Raw genomic sequence first — 19,655 nt, forward strand, 5'->3', positions numbered from 1 at the left:
CGATGATTCTGTATGAACAAATCCGCAAGAATAAGATTAAAACCGTGTTCATCGTGGCCGGATTCGTCCTCCTCGTCTTAGCCGTCGGGGTTGTCATCTCGTATTTGAACTATGGCGATCCGCTCCCGGGGCTCATCTTCACTCCGGTGTTCTCGTTGTTTTACATCGGGATCGTCATCATGTCGAGCACGAATATCGTCATGAAGATGAATCACGCCCAAGAGATCACATCGGTCGAACAACATCGTTTCTTATGGCACACGGTCGAGAACATGGCGATGGTCGCCCGTGTCCCGATGCCACGGATTTTCATCATCAATGACCCGTCACCGAACGCGTTCGCGACCGGGCTCAAACCCGAGAAGGCGGCGGTCGCCGTGACGACCGGTTTAATGGACCAGTTGACCCGCGAAGAACTCGAAGGTGTCATCGCCCACGAGGTCGCGCATATTAAAAATTATGACGTCCGCCTGGCGACGGTGACGCTCGCCCTCGTCTCCGTCATCGCCATCATGAGTGACATCGGCTCGAGGATGCTGTTTTTCCGAAGTATCGGTGGACGGCGGGACAACAACCAAAATCCGATCTTTATGATCGTCGGGCTCGTCCTGTTGATTTTAGCCCCAATCATCGCAACGCTCGTCAACCTGGCTATCTCGCGAAATCGTGAGTTTTTGGCTGATGCGAGCGGGGCCGAGCTGACGCGAAACCCGGACGCACTCGCTTCGGCGCTCGAGAAAATCGCTAACGTCAAAACGCCAGTGAAAGAGGCGTCACGGGCGTCGGCATCACTTTATTTTTCGGATCCTATGAAGAAAAAGCTGAGCGGTCTGTTCTCGACACACCCGAATCCGGAAGAACGCATCAAACGACTACGAGGCATGTAAAAAAAGCCACCTCCATAGCGAGGTGGCTTTCGTTCGTCATCCGGCGCGGTTGCTCCGGAGTTTTTCAATCTCTTCGAGGACGAATTGAACGTTCGTCCCGACGATGACTTGAATATGGTTCGGGCTGACGACTTTAATTCCTGGGATGCCCGCTTTCTTAATTTGCGTTTGATCGACCGTGTCCATGTCTTTGACGTCGACACGGAGACGTGTGACACACGATTCGATACCGGTGACATTTTGGTCACCACCGAGACCGTCATAAATCATGGCTGCCATCGCAGAGTACTGACCACCTGCTGCAACTGGTGCCGTTTTCGTATCACCTTCAGGCGCTGTTTCTGTCGCGACTGCATCAACTGCTTCGTCCGACTCGCGACCTGGCGTTGCCAAGTTAAGTTTGACGATCATGAAGCGGAAGATCGTGTAGTAGATGGCACCGAAGACGAGGCCTTGGACGAGTAACATGTACGGCTGGTTCGCAAGCGGTAGCCGTGAGCTGAGGACGAAGTCGACGAGACCGGCACTGAAGCCGAACCCGGCCGTCCATTGGAATGTGGCAGCGATAAAGAGTGACACGCCTGTCAACACAGCATGGACAAGGTAAAGAACTGGTGCGAGGAACATGAACGAGAACTCGAGCGGTTCCGTGACACCTGTGAAGAATGAAGCGAACGCTGCGGCGAGAAGGAGCGAGGCCGCTTGTTTTTTACGTTTCGTTTTCGCAGTGTGATACATCGCTAGGGCTGCTGCCGGGAGACCGAACATCATGATCGGGAAGAATCCAGCTTGATAGCGTCCAGTGATCCCTTTCTCACCTTCACCGGACCAGAAGTTACCGATATCGTTGATGCCGGCAACGTCAAACCAAAATACCGAGTTGAGGGCGTGGTGAAGACCTGTCGGGATCAATAGACGGTTGAAGAATCCGTAAAGTCCGGCCCCGATCGCCCCCATTTTCGAAATCGTTTCACCGAATCCGACGAGTCCTGTGTAGACGACCGGCCAGACGAAGTAAAGTGCGACCGAGACGACAATCATGGCGAACGCCGTCATGATCGGTACGAGACGTTTGCCGCTGAAGAAGGCGAGCGCGTCCGGGAGCTTCACATGGCTGAAGCGGTTATACATTTGAGCAGCGACGATACCTGACAAGATACCGACGAACGCGTTGGCGATCCGACCGAATGCTGGGTTGACTTCAGTGACGTCGATTCCTTGGAACAGAGCGACTGTCGCGGAAGACAACAATGTCGTGACCGTGAGGAAAGCGACGAGACCACTGAGAGCGGCCGAGCCGTCACGGTTTTTCGCCATACCGAGGGCGACCCCGACAGCGAAGAGAATTGGAATGTTATCGATGATGGCTGCACCGGCTTTAATGAGGAAGGCGGCGGCGATGTTTTCAGAACCCCAGCCGACTGGGTCGATCCAGTAACCGATGCCCATGAGGATGGCCGCTGCAGGAAGTACCGCAACCGGCAACATGAGCGAACGTCCGAGACGTTGTAAAAAGTTCATCATTGTAAATGTCCTCCTTTTTGATGGTGTTGATCTTGCAGGCGCTGAATGTGGAGCGTGATGTAACCAAGCTCTGACTCGGGCAAGACGATGCCGTATAAGTTTTCCATTTCAGTTGCGACGTCAGACGCACACGCGTAAGCGGACGAGAATTTTGTTTGAATCATCCGAAGCATGTCCTCGTCGATCGTGTGATGATCGTAATGGTTGACCCGATCCATGACGAATCGTAAATGGGTTAATAAGCGTTGATAGGATAAGTCATCTTCTTCGATAGATAGGTCGAGTCGTCGTGAAATCGATTGAATCATGTCTCTTACGATCGTCGTCTGTTTGACCGTCTTGCGCAAATCACCTCCTTTCACTTTGAGTGTATGGATATGGAGCGCGATGAAAGCCGCTTCATCTTTCGGCATCTTCAACCCGATTTTGTCCTCGATCAGTTGCAGCGCCCAGAGCCCGATCTCATATTCGTTGCGATACAAGATTTTGATCTCGTTCAACAGCTTGTTCCGAAGCGAGATCCCTTCTTCTTCACGCTCGATGGCGAACGAGATATGATCGGTCAGGACGACGTGGATGTGCTCATTGAACGTCGTCTCGAGCCGCTTCTCCGCATGCGTGATAATTTCTTCGGAAATGGTGAAGTGGTCGACCGGGATGCGGCTGAGCAGTTGTTGAAACTTATCGTTTTCCGACATGACAAATAGTTTTTCGATTTTATGCGGATTGACGATGTCGTTGCGCCCTTTTTTAAAGGCGACGCCTGGTCCGATGGCAATCTTTTCTTCACCTTCGTCCGAGACGATGACCGCGTTGTTGTTTAAGATTTTTTTGATTTTTAACATGTGTCCTCCTATCGAGGAGTCATTGTTCCGCTTGAGCGACGACAGTCTTTCCGGAAAGCGAGGGCCCGCCCGCGTGGAACGAGTAGGGGTGAGGTAAGTCGCTTCCGTTCGTGACGATCATCGGAGTGACCGTGTCCTTCCCGGCTTGATGAATCTGCTCCAAGTCCGCTGTCAACAAAGGATGTCCGACGTCAACATGGTCACCGACAGTGACGTGGACTGTGAACGGGTCTCCTGAAAGTTCGACCGTGTCTAACCCGACGTGAATCAAAATCTCAGCTCCGTCTTCCGTCCGGATGCCGATGGCGTGCTTCGTCGGTGCGATTTGGACGATCGTTCCATTAGCCGGTGCGACGACTGTCCCGTTTGTCGGCTTAATGGCGATTCCGTCGCCCATCATCTTCTCGCTGAAGACGGGGTCGGCCACTTGCTCAAGTGGAATGATGTCTCCTTCCATGGGTGCATAAAGTGTCAGTGTATGTCTCTTCATCCACTTATTCAATAACATGTTCACTTCATCCTTTCCCTGCGAAAATGATTGTGAAAAAACAAAACAGGCATGGAGTATAGACGGGTGGCGTGAGCCTTTCGTCTTACCCCATGCCTGATCGAATCAGTCACATGTGATCAATATTCGTTTCTTCTGTCTCAACATAGCACGCTATCTAAAAGAAGACAAGACCTAATTTGTAAGCGCTCTCTAAAAATGTACTTATTCTGAAATTTGTTGTATAGTGAAGACGAATCTTAAGTGAAAGGTGTTGCATGTTGATGAGTGAGGTCGTATCTGCCTAACGAACTGAAAAACGTAGGATGACGCGTGTTTTTGTCATGCCTTCATGTTCTGTTACGGATACCGCCCATCATAAACTGCCAGACACCGGTCTGTCTTTTTGCGTTGGTCGTCATCGACCGACGCTTTTTGTTTGCGCGGTATCTCCACCCTATTTCAAGGAGAGATCACCATGAACGAACAAACGTTAGAAAAACTACAATATACTGAACTCATCCAACGAGTCGAACGCTACTGCATCAGCGGGTTCGGTCGCAAGTTGCTCAGAAATCAACAACCGACGAGCCATCTACAGACGGTGAAGAAACGACTGCAGGAGACGTCGGAGGCACGAGCCATTCTAGACGCCTCGTCGCACGTCCCGTTCATCGGGGTGTCCGATATGGAACCGCTCATCGGGAAAATCAGTCGTGGCATCCAGCTCGAGGCGTGTGAACTTGAAGCCGTCGCTGAATTTTTCCGTGGAGCCCGCAAACTGAAAAGATTCATGGCCGAGCAGACGTTCTTTGCACCGTTGTTATCTCTGTACGCGGACGAGATGAGTGAAAGGCGCTCGATCGAAGAAGAAATCGTTCGGTCGATCCGGGCCGGACGCGTCGTCGATGAGGCGTCAAAAGAACTGAAACGGACTCGGAAGCAAATCGATATTCTCGAAGGACGGATCGAGGAGCGGTTGACTAAATTTTTGAAGAGCGCGGCTAACCGTGAAGCGATTCAAGACGCGTTTGTGACGAAGAAGCAGGATCGATTCACGATCCCAATCAAGGCGTCGTACAAACATAAAGTCGCCGGGACGATCATCGATACGTCGAACCGGGGGACGACCGTGTTCATCGAGCCGGAAGCGATCAGCAAGCTGAACGCGGAACTCGCCGTCAAACGGACCGAGGAAGCGGTTGAAATCTATCAAGTGCTCGCGACGCTGACCGGTATGGTGGCCGAAGCGTTAACGGCGATTGAGACGACGCTCGACGTCATCGCCCAGTACGACATGGTATTCGCCAAAGGTAAGTATAGCCAGACGATCGAAGGAATTTCGCCACGCGTGAACGGGACCGGGAAAATTCGTTTGCGACAAGTCCGGCACCCGTTGCTTGATGGGGCGGTCCCGCTCGACTTCTCGCTCGGCGAGACGTACCGCGGACTCATCATCACCGGACCGAACGCCGGCGGGAAAACGGTCGTCTTGAAGACGATCGGCTTGCTTACTTTAATGACCATGAGCGGTCTGCACATCCCGGCTCATCCCGATACGGACATCTCGACGTTTGACGACGTGTTCGTCGATATCGGTGACAATCAAGACATGGGTTCTGCCCTCAGCACGTTCTCGGCCCACATGAACAACGTGGCGACGATCATGCAGCGGGCCGGCAAGCGATCGCTGCTCTTATTTGACGAAATTGGGAGTGGGACCGAACCGAACGAAGGCGCGGCGCTCGCCATCGCGATTTTAGAAGAGGCGTACAAGCGCGGCTGTCTCGTCGTCGCCTCGACCCATTATGGGGAAATCAAAGCGTATTCCGAGGCGCATCCGGACTTCATGAACGCGGCGATGCAGTTCGACCCGGACACGCTCGAGCCGAAGTATCGGTTGTTGATCGGTCAGTCCGGTGACAGCAACGCGTTGTTCATTGCCCGGAAAATGAAGCTGCCCGAAGCGATTTTGAAACAGGCGTCACGTTATATGAAAGAAAAAGTATATGACCAGACACTCGTCGACACTTCGAAGCTGACACAAGAAGTGGTGAACGCGAAACCGGACCTGATTCAGCAATTTGAAAAAGGAGATCGCGTTCGGTTACTCGAGACGAATCAAGTCGGGCTCGTCTATGCGACGGACGATTCTGGGCGACAGGTCACGGTTTATGCAGAAGGGACGTTCAGCGACCATCCGTTGCGACGCGTCCGGCTTGAAGCGCAGGCGGTTGATCTCTATCCGGCGGGTTATGACATGGAAACGTTGTTCGTGGATTATCGAGAGCGCAAAGAGGCGCATGATTTTGAGCGTGGCTCGAAGAAAGCATTGCGTCGTGTTGAAAAAGAGATTCGGGCACGGCAACGCGCCGAACGTGGAGACTAAAAAGTGTATGACCTTAAGCGCTCGGGTAAGGACCAAGGACCGAGAGTCATGACGAAACGTCCGGCTGTCGGGTAATGTGTCGGAGGTGGACTAGATGTTTTGGTTAAGCTTGTTGTTTGCCATCGGATTTGCCTTGATTCACTACTTTTCAGGTCAACTGATTCACGTGCGTGAGACGCCACGGAGCCGCTTCTTGTCGCTCGCCGGTGGCGTCGCTGTCGCTTACGTGTTCTTGCATCTTTTGCCTGAACTGAATGAATACCAACGCGAACTCGAAGGACATCTCGGGAGCGGCCTGTTCGCCTCGATCGAGAACCATATCCTCATCGTTAGTATGTTCGGTTTGGCCGTTTTTTACGGATTAGAGCGATTGGCGTCCCAAATGAAAAAACGAGATAAAGGAAGCGTGTTTTGGATTCATATGGCGCTGTTCATCTTTTACAACTTTAGCATCGGGTATGTACTCGCAGAGAGTGAGTTCGACACGATATGGGCGATGACGCTCTACTTTCTCGCGTTAGGGATTCATTTCATCACGGTCGATCAAGGGTTGAGACACCACCATCAACAGTTATATGACGAGCGGGGAAGGTTGTTGCTTTCACTCGCGGTGCTCGTCGGCTGGAGTGTCGGGGCGTTTTCAGCGCTTCATGAAGTCACGCTGTCGATGATTGTCGCCTTTTTGGCCGGTGGCATCATCTTGAACGTCATGAAAGAAGAGTTACCCGAAGAGCGTGACAGCAGTTTTCGTGCCTTTGCCGTCGGGCTCATCGGATACGCGTTACTTTTATTGGCCATATGAAAAGGCAACCGAGATTTGGTTGCCTTTTTGCTTACAGTGAATTTGTACTCTGATTTTCTACATTGTCATCTGTTGAAGGTGTATTGTCGTCTTGGTTTGGACCACCGAATTGGCCACCGTGATGCGATCCGTGACCGTGTCGACCTCTGCCTCCCGGTCCTTGCATGTCTAGATCGTCATAGCTTGTCACGTCGGCGAATCGCTCCTCATGTTCAGCTAAAATCGCGTCGGCTTCCGCTTGCGTCAAATCACCGTTCTCGATCGCTGCATCAAGTTTCACTTCGTGTGAGGCGATGATCGCGTCAATGAATGCGTCGACCGTGATGCCTTTCTCTTCCGCGAGCTCAGGAAGCGACTGTCCTTCTTCACGTGCCGCTTCGACCTCGGCTTCGGTCAAACCGAGCGCCTCAAGCAACGCCGCTTGTCCGGCTGCCCGGTCTCCGAACATGCCGCGTTCACCGCGTTCGCATTGCGTCGAAGCTTCCGTCGATTCTGTCGTTTCAGTTGTCGTCGTCTCGTTCGTGGCTGCGTAGACGCCTGTGCCCGAGACGGCAAGCAGGCCGGCCAAAGCGAGTGCTAATTTTGATGATTTCATGTGTATCTCCTCCTTTTACTACCTCAAGTGTAAATCTTGCCCGCCGGCAAGTTGTGAGGGAGTTGCAAGGTTTTTGCAAATTGTATTTGGGAAACGATGGGATGCTTTCTTGATGCGATATAATGGGAGTGGAGGCGATACAGATGAACGTGCTCGTAGTGGAAGATGAACAGAAGCTAGCGGACGGGATGGCCCGTTTTTTGACGTACGCGGGCTTTACTGTCAGCGTGGCGAGGACACTCGCCGAGGCGAAACGACTGCTTGATCAGCCGTTCGATGCGGTCCTGCTCGACGTTCGCCTGCCGGACGGGGAAGGATGGACGCTCATTCCGAGATTACAGACACTTCAGCCGCGGCCGGCCATCGTGTTGACGACGGCACGCGGGGAAGCCGATGACCGGGTGTTCGGTCTTGAGCTCGGTGCTGACGACTATTTGGTTAAACCGATCGTCTTGAAAGAGCTCGAGATTCGATTGAAGCGTCTCGTCAAGCAGACGGATGGCATCGTGTTCGGTGATCTGAAAGTTGATGAAAAATCACGGACGGTGACGGAAGACGGGAAACCGATTCGATTGGCCAATAAGGAGTACGAACTGCTGCTCTATTTCATGAAGCATATCGGGGAAGCGCTTGACCGGAACCGATTGCTCGACGACGTGTGGGACTATACGTTCGTCGGTGACACGAGGACGGTCGACACGCACGTTAAACAGCTCCGCGACAAGTCCAAGACGATCAAACGGCAGTTGAAGACGGTGCATCGGGTCGGTTATCGATTGGAGGACGTGTGATGAACCGGTTGATGAAAAAGTTGTTGTGGACCGCCATTCTCCCGCTCGTGGTCATGGCCGTGCTCACGTTCGGGCTCACGTCGCTCTTGATCGGCCGCTTTGCCGAGACGGAAAGCTACGCCCAGCTCGAGCGTGAAGCGGACATCGTCTATGACGCGTTAGCTGAAGGGCGAGGCATACCGGGACAGCTCAACGTCCTCGTGTTTCAAGACGGCGAACCGATCGATCTTGACCGAGGCGGACGGATGCGGCGACAGATGACACCGACGCTGAACCCGGACGCATTAGCGGCACGCGATCAAGTCAGCGTAAACGGTACGCGTCTCTTGACGTTTTTACGAGAAGAAGGAGACATTCAAATCGTGACGTATACGAATGCGCCGCTAGCGAATCCCCAGTTCCGTCAAATCTATATGATTCTCGGGAGTGGCTTCCTGCTCGCCCTCGTCGCGGCGATAGGCGTGACGTATTGGATGGGGCGGCGCTTGACGTCACCGCTCGTCCAATTGAAACAAGCGGCAACGGCGATCATGGCAGGAACACACACAATCAACTTGCCGCCGGTCACAGACGATGAAATCGGTGATTTGACGGAAGCGGTCGATCAGATGAATCGTGCGCTTCAAGAAAAAGAGACGCTGCAAAAGACGTTCATCTCTGGTGTCACACATGATGTGCGGACACCGCTCGCTATCGTTCGCAACGAGGCAGAGATGCTCGAGCTCGGCGTCGTCAAGCCAGAAGACGTCTCGTCGACGGGACGGAGCATGACCGAAGAAGTTGACCGAATCGATCGTCTCGTCACGCAGATGCTCGAGTACTCGAAGTTATCGTCACGAAGTCTGCCGCTTCAAATCGAGCCGATCCGATTGGACGGACTCATTCGTGAGACGGTAGCACGAATGGAAGACTGGTTCCGGCATAAACAAGTCACCGTCCAACTCGAACTCGAAGCAGTCACGCTACAAGCCGACCAAACGGCGATGGAACGGGTGTTGTCCAACTTTCTTCATAACGCCTACCAGGTGAGTCCCGACGGTGGCGTCATCACAATCAGAATTGTCGGAAACCGACTCGAGATCGAGGATCAAGGTCCGGGGCTCGATGATAGGATGCGTGCGAGCGTATGGGATATGTACGTCAAAGGTGACCGGTCGAACGGACACGGTCTTGGACTCGCCATCAACAAGTTGTTGCTTGAAGCGCAGCAACTCAATTACGGGGTCGAATCAAACGAGGGGGCGATTTTTTGGATCGAATGGGATTGAACTTATTTTTACGAGGTGTCCGCTTAGAACGAGATCGGATCGAAACGCCAGGGTATCCGTTTTCGCTCCCGATTTTTGAAGCGTTTGACGAATTGACGTTGACGAAGCCGGTCACGTTTTTAGTCGGGGAAAACGGCAGCGGCAAGTCGACGTTGATCGAAGGGATGGCGATTGCCGCCGGATTCAATCCGGAAGGCGGGGCGACGACGTTCCGCTTTGAGACCGAGTCGACGCATAGCCCGCTGTTCGAGGCGTTACGCCCGATTCGTAGTGCGTATCGCCCGAAGGACGGTTTTTTCCTCCGGGCCGAGACGGCGTATCAGCTATCGAGTTACGTGGACGAAATAGCGCGATCGAGTCCAGACCCTGAACGATTTTACGAATCGTATGGCGGTCGCTCACTCCATGAGCAGTCGCACGGGGAAGCGTTCTTGTCGCTCATGCTCCACCGTTTCCGGGGCGCGGGCCTCTATATTTTAGACGAGCCGGAGGCTGCGTTGTCGCCGATGCGTCAATTGACGATGCTCGCCCGGATGCATGAGCTCGTGCAGGCCGGAAGCCAATTCATCATCGCGAGCCATTCACCGATTCTCATGTCGTATCCGGACGCGGCGATTTTGGAAGTCGAGGCAGGGCTCGCGCCGACGACGTTCGATGAACTCGAACACGTCCGGGTCATGCGCGACTTTTTAGCGTCACCGGAGCGGATGCAACGGATTTTATTTGAATAACAAAAGGCGGCCGTGGCCGCCTTTTGTTATGACTTCGTGATTTTCCGCAACAAAATGATCGCGACGCTGACACCGGCAGCGATCAGCATGTACGTCCCGATCGATGAGAGCGTGTCTATCCAAAAATCCATTAGGTTTCCACCTCACTTGATTCGGTTAATTGCTTCCATCATTTCACGTTACTGTGCTAAAGTACACGAAATAATGATGTAAAACAAACGTTGAAGTCTGTTGGAAAATCTTTCAAGAAACTTAAAAGTTTGGTCAGTAATTGGGCGAAAACTGTCCCACGTTTGAATAATCGCTCTATAATAGACGTGTAGAGATGATTATTGACGAAATGAGGGGTAGCGATGGTATACGGTTTATTGATTGTTGGCATCGTCCTGATCACACTCGTCATCAACGTACTGCGCTTGATGACGACCCCATCTTTGAACCGTTGGCTACTCGTTGGGGCGAGTAGCCTTGTCGTGATTTGGCATGGGATTCTGTTCGACTTTTATGATTTACATTGGTCGGTGTTGCTGCTCATCGCGACCGGCCTCATCTGTTTTCAATGGACGGGCATGGTGACCGCGATTCTTGTCGGTTGGTTGCTCGTCTATAGCCAATCAGGAGACTTATCGTTTCCGTTGTTGCTCAGTTATATCTTTTTCGGACTCGGTGCCGCGCTCTTGTTCGGTTATATTAAACAATTGAAACGGGAACGATCGGATCGGTTACGGATGTTGACGACAAGCTCTCGTCAATTGAACGTGTTTCGTGAAGTCAGCTTCACGATGCAAGATACGCTCGACCCGGACCGTCTCCTACAGACGATTTTGACGTCGGTGACGGCAGGTCATGGGCTCGGCTTCAACCGCTCGATCATCTTTTTTGCCGACCCGGAAAAAGACAGCATTTACGGCGTCATGGGGACGGGACCGATGAATCCCGAGGAAGGGTACCAAATTTGGGAAGAAATCACACGGCAACATTATGACCTTCAAGATTTAATTGACGAGAAAGAGACGGACTCGACACACGATGAGCCATTGAACGAACGGATTCGCAAAATGACGTTCCCATTTAATTCCAATCATGTGTTTAAACAGACACTCGACTCGGGCCGACCGCAACACGTCTATGCGAGCATCACCGATGATGCGGTCCTACGACTATTACATACAGAGTTACAGATGGACGAGTGCACAATTTTCCCGTTACATCATCAAGGTATCCCGTACGGATTGCTCGTCATCGATAACGTCGTCAACAAGAAGCCGATCACCCCTCAAAAAATCGATGGGGTTCGGCCCATCGCGGAACAGGCATCGCTTGCGTTGCATCAGACGACGCTTTATCAACGGATTGAGACGCTCGCGCTCCGTGACGGACTGACTCGTTTGAAGAACCATCGCTCGTTCGAGCAAGATTTGGATGTATTGTTCCGCGAATGTGATGAAGACGAACTGTCGCTCATCGTCATGGACATCGACCACTTCAAACATTATAACGATACGAACGGTCATTTGGCGGGGAACGAACTGTTGACGCGACTCGCGAGCGTCATTCGCCGAAGTGTACCCGATGAACAGATGGCGTATCGTTTCGGCGGCGAAGAGTTTGTCGTCTTGCTCCCGCGATTCGATGAGATCGGAGCGACGCACGTGGCCGAAACGATTCGTTCAGCCGTGCTCGGTACAACATTCACGCACGGGAATCAACAACCGGGTGGGCAGTTGACGCTCAGTTTTGGCGTCGCCTCGAAGCATACGCTTCGTGATCAGACGGTCGAACAGTTGATTGAATGTGCGGACCAGGCGCTTTATGCGGCCAAGTCACGCGGGAAAAATCAAGTCTGTCGCTGGGAAGGGGTGACGCTATGAGCGAGTTTAGCGTCATGATGATGGTGGTCGCCTTTGTTGGGACCATACTGCTGTCGAGCCGGTACTGCTATCTATTCATCTTACGTCACATCGCCAAGCGTGAGGCGGCGGCATTGCACGTTTCGTTACAAGACGTCTCGTTCTCGTTTGATCAGATGGTGTACTTTATTGCCTTGCCGACGACAATCCCCGAAGTAAGGGACGCGATGAAAGACGAGCTCATCATCGAGCCGTATTACGAGTCGCACTTCTTTCCTGACGTGAACGGGATACAAGTCTCCGTTAAATCGGGACAGGAAGTGATCCCGATTACGTATTTGCCAATCGATGACTTCAGTTTACCGATCTTAGATCGCTATCTAGAGACGCGGAAAATCGATGAGCGGACGAACCGCATCATTCGCGCCCACGTGATTGTTCATGATCGGACGCTCCAAGCGATCCGGGACGAGGTGTATCACCACTTGCATGAGGACCGCATCAGACAATAGAAAACAGGGTTCCTTCACCAAGCGGTGATGGAAACCCTGTTTTTAGTTCGTTAAAAGGTGGAAACGGACAGCACCGATCAAGTTGGCCTCATTGAAGTGGGCGCACGTCTCGACGTCGATCCGGAACGTACCGAACGAATCCGTGAGCGCATCGAGGTGACGCTTGATGCCGTCACGGACTTCAGGCCGCCGGCTGATGCCGCCACCGATCAAAATCCGTTCCGGGTCGAGCCCGAACTGGAGATTGTAGAGTCCGATCGCATTCCAACGATAGAAGTTTTCGAGTTCCTCATGGATACGTAAGTCCGATTGAAGGTCGAACACGTCTTTGCCGGTGAGGGGCAGTCCGAGGCGATCACTGCACCGCTTCACGAGAACGGCCGTCGCACCGACTTTACTCCACGTGCCGTCCGGGTGGGGGGCATTCGGGTCAAGAATCCAATAGCCGTACTCGCCGCCATGGAAGTGTGAACCGACCATGACTTCGTTCGAGTCGATAAAAGCACCACCGACACCCGTGCCGATGACGACTGTCGCATAACGTTTCAAAGAAGCGGCGGCCCCGGTCCATCCTTCGGCGAGCGCTGCCGCGTTCGCGTCGTTTAGGACGGTGACGGGTAAGTTGTACTGGTCTTGAAACGGCTCGAGGAAAGGCTGTTCGTGAATGTAGGGGAGGGCGGTAACGCCGTGAATCACCCCGGTCGACGAATCGACGGCGCCTGGAGCGCTAAAGGCGATTCCTTGGATCGGTCCCGCGGCTTGCGTGTTGTTCACGATTGCATCGATCTGTTCGAGAAATGCTTTCCACGTCTTAGGGGTCGGGACGTGGTCGTTCGACAGAAGTGTCCCATCAGTTTGGACGACTCCGTATTTGATACTCGTTCCACCGATATCGATGGCTAGATAATGTTGCATAGTACTTACTCCTTTACGGGGGATTTTGTTGTCAAGGCTATGTTTGGGGCATGGTATGATAGATAGACAAGAACACATGCTTATCCACATTAGCGCACCATGCCAAATGATGCAAATCGGTCGCGAGGAGGTTCACATGGATGTTCATATCGGGAACGCCGGTTTTGAGACGGAAGCGGCGAAACGACAGCTGCGCGACTCGATTAAATCGGTAAGCAAGACGTTGTTTGAAATGGTTGAACATGTGGCCGTGCGATGACAGCTCGGTATTTATTGAAGCGACGCGTCATCGACCATGCGGCCAAGCATTGGAAAACGTGGCGGCTCAGATTGTACGTCGTGTTTCCGCTCTTTTTCTTTCTCGGTTATCAGTATATCTTGTTCTGGCAAGGTGGTCTTGATTGGATCGGCGACGTTTCGGCGTTCGTTTGGGCGGTGCTCTTCCTGCTCCTTGTCGTCAGCGATACGTTTTTCATTTGGGTCGAACGAGCAGATGTCACGCGAAGCACCGGCGATGCGCTCATCAAGGTGTTGAAGCGCTATTCGCTGTCCTATCATATCGTTAAGCTGATCATTAAATATGGTGTGGTCGTTTCGTTGTTTAGGCCGGTGCTCGTCGATTGGGGATGGACACATGCTTCAATTTTGTCATTCTTCTTGTCGGTTCTCCTAATCGCTTGGCTCCATATGTGGACTCAGTATCAGTTACAGATTAGGCGAAGCCATTGGATGTTGCGGGTTAGCGTCACGATCATCGCCATGATTTGCTTATATGCGTTCCTTGACGGCCGTCCGCTCGCGGCAGTCGTCTTCGGCAGTGGTTTCGTCGCACTGGCACTTTATGCCGGGGAAGGTTGGATGTCGCGTCAGCCGTACCTTGATCGCGAAATCGACTTGGCCGAGGCGTTGCATGATTCATTCTTCCAAAAAATCAAGAAGGGACACTTTCATGACTGAACAACAATATGAACGACTGCTACAAATCGAGACGGTGAAGCCTCAGCAAGGCTTCCCGACCTCGGTCGAATACCATCGCTATGAGCCGACCCCATATGCTGCGCTCGACTTGTTACGCGACGCCTATCCGCTCGAGCCGACGGACACGGTCGTCGACTTTGGATCCGGGAAAGGGAGGTTGCCGTTTTATCTCGCCTACACGTTCCGTGTCCGCGCCATCGGGGTCGAGATGGATGGGGGCTATCACGAGGAGGCGCTTCAAAACTGGGTCAACTATACGAAGAAGCATCGGTCGCGTGGGAGCGTCCAGTTCGAGTGCGCGTATGCCGAACGGTTTATGATCCCACCTGAGGCGAACCGATTTTATTTCTTCAACCCGTTCTCGGTTCAAGTGTTCCGCCAAGTCGTTGCCAACATCCTCGACTCGGTCGAGCTCTCGCCGCGTCCGGTCGATATCATCCTCTACTATCCGTCCGACGATTATTTACACTTTTTGAATGATGAGACACCGTTCCGTTACGTCCAAGACGTCCGATTGCCGCTGAAGAATCTTCATGAACGGTTTCTCATTTATCGATTTGATATGATGGAGTCATCTTGGTAATGGGGAGTGGATTTGAGTGAAGAAAAAAGATATTTTAGAAGCGTACCGTTGGCGTCAAGCGACGAAAGAGTTCGACGCGGACCGCAAGATTGATGAAAGCGACTTTGAATTTATCCTGGAGACGGGACGGTTGTCACCGAGCTCATTCGGCTTCGAGCCGTGGCAGTTCGTCGTCGTCCGCCGCGAAGATTTACTTCAAAAAATCAAAGACAACACGTGGGGCGCTCAAGGACAAGCGTTGACGGCGAGCCATTTCGTCTTGATCTTGGCCCGGACTCCGCAGGAAATGCGCTATGATTCGGACTATCTGCGCCATATCATCACGGGCGTCCAAGGACGGACCGAGGATGAATATGCGCTCCGAATCAAACGAGTGCAGGAGTTCCAAGAACAAGATTATCGTCTGTTAGACGACGAGCGAGTGTTCCAAGAGTGGATCAAGCGCCAGACGTACATCCCGCTCGGCAACATGATGACGGCAGCAGCCCAAATCGGGATCGACTCATGTCCGATCGAAGGGTTCAACCAACAACAGATTGACGAACTGTTGATTTCAGAAGGTGTCATGGAACGCGGGGCCTGGTCGCTCTCGGCCATGGTCGCGTTCGGTTACCGGGCTCGCGATTTCGCGCCGAAGACGCGCCGCGACTTCAACGAGGTCGTCAAATACATCGGATGAAAAAAAGCTCAATCGCCTCGACGCGATTGAGCTTTTGCTTATTTCCAGTCTGTGATGCGGTCGATTGGGAAACGGACCGACGGGTAACCTTCTTCCGCGGCTTTGCCGATCGAGAGGAGCATGACCGGGAGGTAGCGTTCTTTCTCGAGACCGAACGCTTCGGCGATATTCTTCTTATCGTAGCCGCCGATCGGGTTCGTGTCGTAGCCGTGGGCACGGGCGACGAGCATGAGCTGCATCGCGACGAGGCCTGAGTCGAGCAAGATGCTGTCTTTGATCATTTCGTTCGGTGCGTCTTTGAAGATGCCTTTGATCATGTCGACTTGGCGGTCGCGGACTTCAGGAGGCATCAGGCCGCGCTCGACAGCCGAATTGAAGATCTCTTCCGTGTAGTCGGCCATTTGGTAGTCGGCGAAGATGGCGATGACAGCCGATGACGTCTCGACTTGACGCTTATTGAAGCTCGCGAGCGGGAGGAGTGTCTTTTTTCCGGCGGCGCTGTCGATGACGACGAAGCGCCATGGCTGAAGGTTGAGCGAAGACGGTGCTGTCGTCGCTTCCTCGAGGATTTGTGTCATTTCGTCTTTCGAGATTTTGACGCTCTCGTCATAGACGCGAATCGAACGGCGTCCTTTTACAATCTCCATAAAGTCTTTCTGTGTTGTCGTGTTCATATTAGGGTCTTCCTTTCGTGTTGAATGTTGTGTTGTAACGTATTTAACAGGTCGAGCAAATGTTGTTGCTCCTCTACCTTCATGTTTACAAAAAGTCGGTCCGATAAGCACTTCTTTTGCTCGGTCCAATGTGCAATTTTGTCGCGACCGAGCTCGGTCAAGTCGACGTAGATGACGCGATTGTCTTGAAGACATCGTTCACGAGCGATCAGCCCTTGCGTCTCGAGTTGTTTCAAGTGACGGGTGATGGCCGCGTGATCGACATCGACGCGCTGTTGCAGCTCGCGTTGGCGAAGTGGACCGACGTGATTCAAGTTGCTCAAAATATCGTATCGGGTCAGGCTCAGTCCATCCATTTCGGTATCGAACAGCTGGCTGAGTTCTTTTTGTACAGTGATGACGTTGTAGAGAATTTGGTCGCTAGGCGAACAAGATTCGCGCATCCATAACCCTCCTTAACTAATTGATGACTCAATCATTGATGGGTCATGTAATTCATCCTAACGTGTTTTTCGATTGCCGGCAAATAAAAAGTTTTAAAAAACCTGTTGCCAAACTGTTATATAATAGTCTATATTAAAGTCAACTGATATATAACAACAAATACGGGAGGATGTGAAGGCTTGGAACAGTATACACAAGTAGGAACTTATCGCGTACATCAGGAGCTCCTCGACTTCGTCTCGGCTCATGTATTGCCAGGAGCAGAGACGGGGCATCAGTTTTGGCAAGGAGTCGAGCGCATACTAGACGAGTTCATTCCTCGAAATGAGGCGTTGCTTCACGAACGGGAGTCGTTTGAGCGACTGTTACAGAAGTGGTACAGCGAACAGAAACAAGACTTTGACCTTGTCGGCTACGAACGCTTCCTCCAATCGATCGGCTACATCGAACCGGTCGTCCCTGATTTTAGTATCGACGTCTCAGGTGTCGATTCGGAGATCACACAGCAAGCCGGACCACAGCTCGTCGTCCCGCTCGACAACGCACGCTATGCCCTGAACGCGGCGAACGCACGCTGGGGAAGTCTTTATGACGCGCTGTATGGAACGGACGTCATCGATGAAGCGGACGGAAAAACGAAGTCGGCCGGCTACAATCCGGTCCGGGGTAAAGCGGTCATCGCTTACGCCAAACAATACCTCGACGACACGTTCCCGCTTCTAACGGGTTCGCACCGGGACGCGGAAGGATACGCGGTTCGCGCCGATGAACCATACGCCATCATCAACGGACAAGACGTCCCGTTCAGCAATGACTGTTTCGTCGGTTACGTCGGGAATCCGGACAGTCCGACGAGCTTAGTGCTCGTCCATAACGGCCTCCACGCCGAACTGAAATTTGACCGGAACCATCCGATCGGCCGCACGGATGGGGCAGGGCTCACCGATATCGAACTCGAGTCTGCCTTATCGGCCATCGTCGACTGTGAGGACTCGGTCGCAGCCGTCAACGCTCGGGACAAGGTCCACCTGTACAAAAACTGGCTCGGACTGATGGACGGCACGCTCGAAGCGACGTTCACGAAAGGCGGCAAGCCCCTCAAGCGCCAACTGAATGAAGACCGCCGCTACACAGGCAGAAACGGACGAGACGTCGTGCTGCCGGGACGCTCTTTATTGTTCATTCGGAACGTCGGTCACTTGATGACGACAGATTTGATGCTCGACAATCAAGGAAGGGAAGTACCGGAAGGAATCCTTGACGGCATCTTCACGTCACTGATCGCGAGCCGTCACCTCGACTCAAAACGGAACTCGCGGGAACGGTCGATCTACATCGTCAAACCGAAAATGCACGGTTCAAAGGAAGTCACGTTCACGAACGACTTGTTCGACGCGATCGAAGACGTGCTCGACTTGCCGCGCCATACGCTCAAAGTCGGTGTGATGGACGAGGAGAGACGGACGTCGCTCAACTTGAAAAACTGCATCGAACGCGTGAAGGGGCGGATCGTCTTCATCAATACCGGTTTTCTTGACCGGACCGGTGACGAGATCCATACGTCGCTCACGTTTGGGCCGATGCGCAAGAAAGGCGAAATGAAGACGTCGGCTTGGCTCGATGCCTACGAACGCTTGAACGTCTTGACCGGACTCGCGGCCGACTTCTATCAACAAGCCCAAATCGGCAAAGGGATGTGGGCGATGCCTGATAAGATGCGCGACATGATGCGGGAGAAAGTCGCCCATGCTGAGTCCGGCGCGACGACCGCCTGGGTCCCGTCGCCGACGGCCGCGACGCTCCACGCGCTCCATTACCATCAAGTGGATGCGTTCCGTGTCCAACGGGAGTTGGTGCAACGGCCGTTCGATATCGACAGCGAACGGAAACGCCTGCTCGAGATTCCGCTCGCGACACGCGTCTATACAGACGATGAAGTGAGGGAGGAACTCGAGAACAACCTGCAAGGGCTGCTCGGTTATGTCGTCCGCTGGGTCGAGCAAGGTGTCGGCTGCTCGAAAGTGCCGGACATCCACCATATCGGGTTGATGGAGGACCGGGCGACGCTCCGCATCTCGAGCCAACACGTGGCCAACTGGCTCTATCATGGTGTCTGTAAGCGTGAGCAAGTCGAAGCGACGATGTACCGGATGGCTGAAGTCGTCGACAAGCAGAACGCGGCCGACCCGAACTACCGGCCAATGACGCCGGACGTGACCGACTCGATCGCGTATCAAGCAGCAAAAGACTTAGTGTTCCAAGGAACGGATTCGCCAAGCGGGTACACGGAACCGATCTTGCATCGCCGCCGCCGTCAGTTTTTGACACAGTCGACACTTGAATTGAACTTAAAAGGAGGAGCATCATCATGACAACGAAAAAAATCGAAAGCGAACAGTTAATCGAACGTTGGGTCGTCCGCCGCATCGTCTCTGGAGAGTCGACAGCGACGCTCGCCAATACCGCATTCGTATATGGCAACGACTTGATGCGCCTCGTGCTCGATCGGACGGACGGTTCGCTCCAAATCATGAAAGAACCGGTCGAGGAAGTCGTCGTATTCCGCAAACCAGAAGAGCGGGACGAGGAAAACGTCTGCCGCAGTTGTGGGATGGAACATTCGACGTTCAAGTCGGCACTCGAATGCTGCGCCTACTTGGATTAAGTTTGCAACATCTGTTATATAACAATTTAATTAAAA

General features: G+C 52.9%; 21 protein-coding genes. 14 read left to right on the top strand and 7 right to left on the bottom strand.

Annotated features, from left to right (window positions below):
* The first annotated feature begins 5 nt into the window (after positions 1-5).
* Positions 6-887, top strand: coding sequence for a zinc metalloprotease HtpX (htpX, locus tag BJU60_RS06405; RefSeq protein ID WP_070328297.1), 882 nt, complete (start codon positions 6-8; stop codon positions 885-887).
* A gap of 36 nt (positions 888-923) precedes the next feature.
* Here htpX and nagE read toward each other — a convergent pair whose 3' ends face one another.
* The 3 genes from nagE to BJU60_RS06420 are packed head-to-tail and all read right to left on the bottom strand — an operon-like array spanning position 924 to position 3,764.
* Entirely contained in the window at positions 924-2,411 is a 1,488-nt protein-coding gene (gene nagE, locus BJU60_RS06410) for an N-acetylglucosamine-specific PTS transporter subunit IIBC (protein WP_070328071.1), read from the bottom strand.
* Complete coding sequence (locus BJU60_RS06415) at positions 2,408-3,256, bottom strand: PRD domain-containing protein (RefSeq protein WP_070328072.1); 849 nt, start codon at positions 3,254-3,256, stop codon at positions 2,408-2,410. Before BJU60_RS06415 ends, nagE begins: the two co-directional genes overlap by 4 nt.
* A 19-nt stretch (positions 3,257-3,275) precedes the next feature.
* Positions 3,276-3,764 carry a PTS sugar transporter subunit IIA gene (locus tag BJU60_RS06420; RefSeq protein WP_070328073.1) on the bottom strand — a complete coding sequence of 163 codons (489 nt, stop codon included), beginning with the start codon at positions 3,762-3,764 and terminating at the stop codon, positions 3,276-3,278.
* 457 nt (positions 3,765-4,221) lie between these two features.
* On the opposite strand from BJU60_RS06420, the gene BJU60_RS06425 reads away from it, so the two are divergent.
* Positions 4,222-6,132 carry an endonuclease MutS2 gene (locus BJU60_RS06425; RefSeq protein ID WP_070328074.1) on the top strand — a complete coding sequence of 637 codons (1,911 nt, stop codon included), beginning with the start codon at positions 4,222-4,224 and terminating at the stop codon, positions 6,130-6,132.
* 94 nt (positions 6,133-6,226) lie between these two features.
* Positions 6,227-6,934, top strand: a complete 708-nt coding sequence (locus tag BJU60_RS06430) for a hypothetical protein (protein ID WP_070328075.1) — start codon at positions 6,227-6,229, stop codon at positions 6,932-6,934.
* 31 nt (positions 6,935-6,965) lie between these two features.
* On the opposite strand, the gene BJU60_RS06435 is transcribed toward BJU60_RS06430, so the two are convergent.
* Positions 6,966-7,529 carry a hypothetical protein gene (locus BJU60_RS06435; RefSeq protein WP_070328076.1) on the bottom strand — a complete coding sequence of 188 codons (564 nt, stop codon included), beginning with the start codon at positions 7,527-7,529 and terminating at the stop codon, positions 6,966-6,968.
* Between the two features lie 143 nt (positions 7,530-7,672).
* On the opposite strand from BJU60_RS06435, the gene BJU60_RS06440 reads away from it, so the two are divergent.
* From BJU60_RS06440 to BJU60_RS06460, 5 genes are all read left to right on the top strand, one after another.
* Complete coding sequence (locus tag BJU60_RS06440) at positions 7,673-8,320, top strand: response regulator transcription factor (RefSeq protein WP_070328077.1); 648 nt, start codon at positions 7,673-7,675, stop codon at positions 8,318-8,320.
* The gene (locus BJU60_RS06445) at positions 8,320-9,588 is read left to right on the top strand and encodes a HAMP domain-containing sensor histidine kinase (RefSeq protein WP_070328078.1); all 1,269 of its coding nucleotides are present in this window, start codon (positions 8,320-8,322) and stop codon (positions 9,586-9,588) included. Before BJU60_RS06440 ends, BJU60_RS06445 begins: the two co-directional genes overlap by 1 nt.
* Positions 9,579-10,319 (top strand): AAA family ATPase, encoded by a 741-nt coding sequence (locus BJU60_RS06450; protein ID WP_083274037.1) that lies wholly within the window; start codon positions 9,579-9,581, stop codon positions 10,317-10,319. Before BJU60_RS06445 ends, BJU60_RS06450 begins: the two co-directional genes overlap by 10 nt.
* 353 nt (positions 10,320-10,672) lie before the next feature.
* Positions 10,673-12,190, top strand: a complete 1,518-nt coding sequence (locus BJU60_RS06455; RefSeq protein WP_070328080.1) for a diguanylate cyclase — start codon at positions 10,673-10,675, stop codon at positions 12,188-12,190.
* On the top strand, positions 12,187-12,681 hold the full coding sequence (locus tag BJU60_RS06460; RefSeq protein WP_070328081.1) for a hypothetical protein: 495 nt from the start codon (positions 12,187-12,189) through the stop codon (positions 12,679-12,681). The genes BJU60_RS06455 and BJU60_RS06460 overlap by 4 nt, the downstream gene beginning before the upstream one ends.
* Positions 12,682-12,723: 42 nt before the next feature.
* On the opposite strand, the gene BJU60_RS06465 is transcribed toward BJU60_RS06460, so the two are convergent.
* Positions 12,724-13,596 carry an ROK family protein gene (locus BJU60_RS06465; protein WP_070328082.1) on the bottom strand — a complete coding sequence of 291 codons (873 nt, stop codon included), beginning with the start codon at positions 13,594-13,596 and terminating at the stop codon, positions 12,724-12,726.
* 136 nt (positions 13,597-13,732) lie between these two features.
* On the opposite strand from BJU60_RS06465, the gene BJU60_RS15430 reads away from it, so the two are divergent.
* The 4 genes from BJU60_RS15430 to BJU60_RS06480 are packed head-to-tail and all read left to right on the top strand — an operon-like array spanning position 13,733 to position 15,836.
* Positions 13,733-13,855 (top strand): hypothetical protein, encoded by a 123-nt coding sequence (locus BJU60_RS15430; protein WP_285801022.1) that lies wholly within the window; start codon positions 13,733-13,735, stop codon positions 13,853-13,855.
* Complete coding sequence (locus BJU60_RS06470; RefSeq protein WP_070328083.1) at positions 13,852-14,553, top strand: ABC transporter permease; 702 nt, start codon at positions 13,852-13,854, stop codon at positions 14,551-14,553. Before BJU60_RS15430 ends, BJU60_RS06470 begins: the two co-directional genes overlap by 4 nt.
* A complete protein-coding gene (locus BJU60_RS06475) occupies positions 14,546-15,157 on the top strand; it encodes a class I SAM-dependent methyltransferase (protein WP_070328084.1) in 612 nt (203 codons plus the stop codon). The genes BJU60_RS06470 and BJU60_RS06475 overlap by 8 nt, the downstream gene beginning before the upstream one ends.
* A gap of 16 nt (positions 15,158-15,173) precedes the next feature.
* Complete coding sequence (locus BJU60_RS06480) at positions 15,174-15,836, top strand: NAD(P)H-dependent oxidoreductase (protein ID WP_070328085.1); 663 nt, start codon at positions 15,174-15,176, stop codon at positions 15,834-15,836.
* Positions 15,837-15,874: 38 nt separating this feature from the next.
* Here the strand turns inward: BJU60_RS06480 and BJU60_RS06485 are convergent, their stop codons facing one another.
* On the bottom strand, positions 15,875-16,510 hold the full coding sequence (locus BJU60_RS06485; protein ID WP_070328086.1) for a nitroreductase family protein: 636 nt from the start codon (positions 16,508-16,510) through the stop codon (positions 15,875-15,877).
* A complete protein-coding gene (locus BJU60_RS06490; RefSeq protein WP_070328087.1) occupies positions 16,507-16,953 on the bottom strand; it encodes a MarR family winged helix-turn-helix transcriptional regulator in 447 nt (148 codons plus the stop codon). Before BJU60_RS06490 ends, BJU60_RS06485 begins: the two co-directional genes overlap by 4 nt.
* Before the next feature lie 180 nt (positions 16,954-17,133).
* On the opposite strand from BJU60_RS06490, the gene BJU60_RS06495 reads away from it, so the two are divergent.
* Together BJU60_RS06495 and BJU60_RS06500 are read left to right on the top strand one after the other, a co-directional pair.
* Complete coding sequence (locus BJU60_RS06495) at positions 17,134-19,326, top strand: malate synthase G (RefSeq protein ID WP_070328088.1); 2,193 nt, start codon at positions 17,134-17,136, stop codon at positions 19,324-19,326.
* Positions 19,323-19,619 carry a hypothetical protein gene (locus BJU60_RS06500; protein WP_070328089.1) on the top strand — a complete coding sequence of 99 codons (297 nt, stop codon included), beginning with the start codon at positions 19,323-19,325 and terminating at the stop codon, positions 19,617-19,619. Before BJU60_RS06495 ends, BJU60_RS06500 begins: the two co-directional genes overlap by 4 nt.
* The last annotated feature ends 36 nt before the right edge of the window (positions 19,620-19,655 follow it).

Origin of the sequence: Exiguobacterium aurantiacum (assembly GCF_001766415.1) — a bacterium.
In the GTDB taxonomy this organism is placed as follows: domain Bacteria; phylum Bacillota; class Bacilli; order Exiguobacteriales; family Exiguobacteriaceae; genus Exiguobacterium; species Exiguobacterium aurantiacum_A.

Bases quoted from the DNA above. Each gene is read 5' to 3' on its own strand.
- BJU60_RS15430 (WP_285801022.1), top strand. From the start codon at position 13,733: ATGGATGTTCATATCGGGAACGCCGGTTTTGAGACGGAAGCGGCGAAA.
- BJU60_RS06450 (WP_083274037.1), top strand. From the start codon at position 9,579: ATGGGATTGAACTTATTTTTACGAGGTGTCCGCTTAGAACGAGATCGG.
- BJU60_RS06425 (WP_070328074.1), top strand. From the start codon at position 4,222: ATGAACGAACAAACGTTAGAAAAACTACAATATACTGAACTCATCCAA.
- BJU60_RS06415 (WP_070328072.1), bottom strand. From the start codon at position 3,256: ATGTTAAAAATCAAAAAAATCTTAAACAACAACGCGGTCATCGTCTCG.
- BJU60_RS06445 (WP_070328078.1), top strand. From the start codon at position 8,320: ATGAACCGGTTGATGAAAAAGTTGTTGTGGACCGCCATTCTCCCGCTC.
- BJU60_RS06475 (WP_070328084.1), top strand. From the start codon at position 14,546: ATGACTGAACAACAATATGAACGACTGCTACAAATCGAGACGGTGAAG.
- BJU60_RS06455 (WP_070328080.1), top strand. From the start codon at position 10,673: ATGGTATACGGTTTATTGATTGTTGGCATCGTCCTGATCACACTCGTC.
- BJU60_RS06485 (WP_070328086.1), bottom strand. From the start codon at position 16,510: ATGAACACGACAACACAGAAAGACTTTATGGAGATTGTAAAAGGACGC.
- BJU60_RS06430 (WP_070328075.1), top strand. From the start codon at position 6,227: ATGTTTTGGTTAAGCTTGTTGTTTGCCATCGGATTTGCCTTGATTCAC.
- nagE (WP_070328071.1), bottom strand. From the start codon at position 2,411: ATGATGAACTTTTTACAACGTCTCGGACGTTCGCTCATGTTGCCGGTT.
- BJU60_RS06500 (WP_070328089.1), top strand. From the start codon at position 19,323: ATGACAACGAAAAAAATCGAAAGCGAACAGTTAATCGAACGTTGGGTC.
- BJU60_RS06440 (WP_070328077.1), top strand. From the start codon at position 7,673: ATGAACGTGCTCGTAGTGGAAGATGAACAGAAGCTAGCGGACGGGATG.
- BJU60_RS06435 (WP_070328076.1), bottom strand. From the start codon at position 7,529: ATGAAATCATCAAAATTAGCACTCGCTTTGGCCGGCCTGCTTGCCGTC.
- BJU60_RS06470 (WP_070328083.1), top strand. From the start codon at position 13,852: ATGACAGCTCGGTATTTATTGAAGCGACGCGTCATCGACCATGCGGCC.
- BJU60_RS06420 (WP_070328073.1), bottom strand. From the start codon at position 3,764: ATGTTATTGAATAAGTGGATGAAGAGACATACACTGACACTTTATGCA.
- BJU60_RS06465 (WP_070328082.1), bottom strand. From the start codon at position 13,596: ATGCAACATTATCTAGCCATCGATATCGGTGGAACGAGTATCAAATAC.
- BJU60_RS06460 (WP_070328081.1), top strand. From the start codon at position 12,187: ATGAGCGAGTTTAGCGTCATGATGATGGTGGTCGCCTTTGTTGGGACC.
- BJU60_RS06490 (WP_070328087.1), bottom strand. From the start codon at position 16,953: ATGCGCGAATCTTGTTCGCCTAGCGACCAAATTCTCTACAACGTCATC.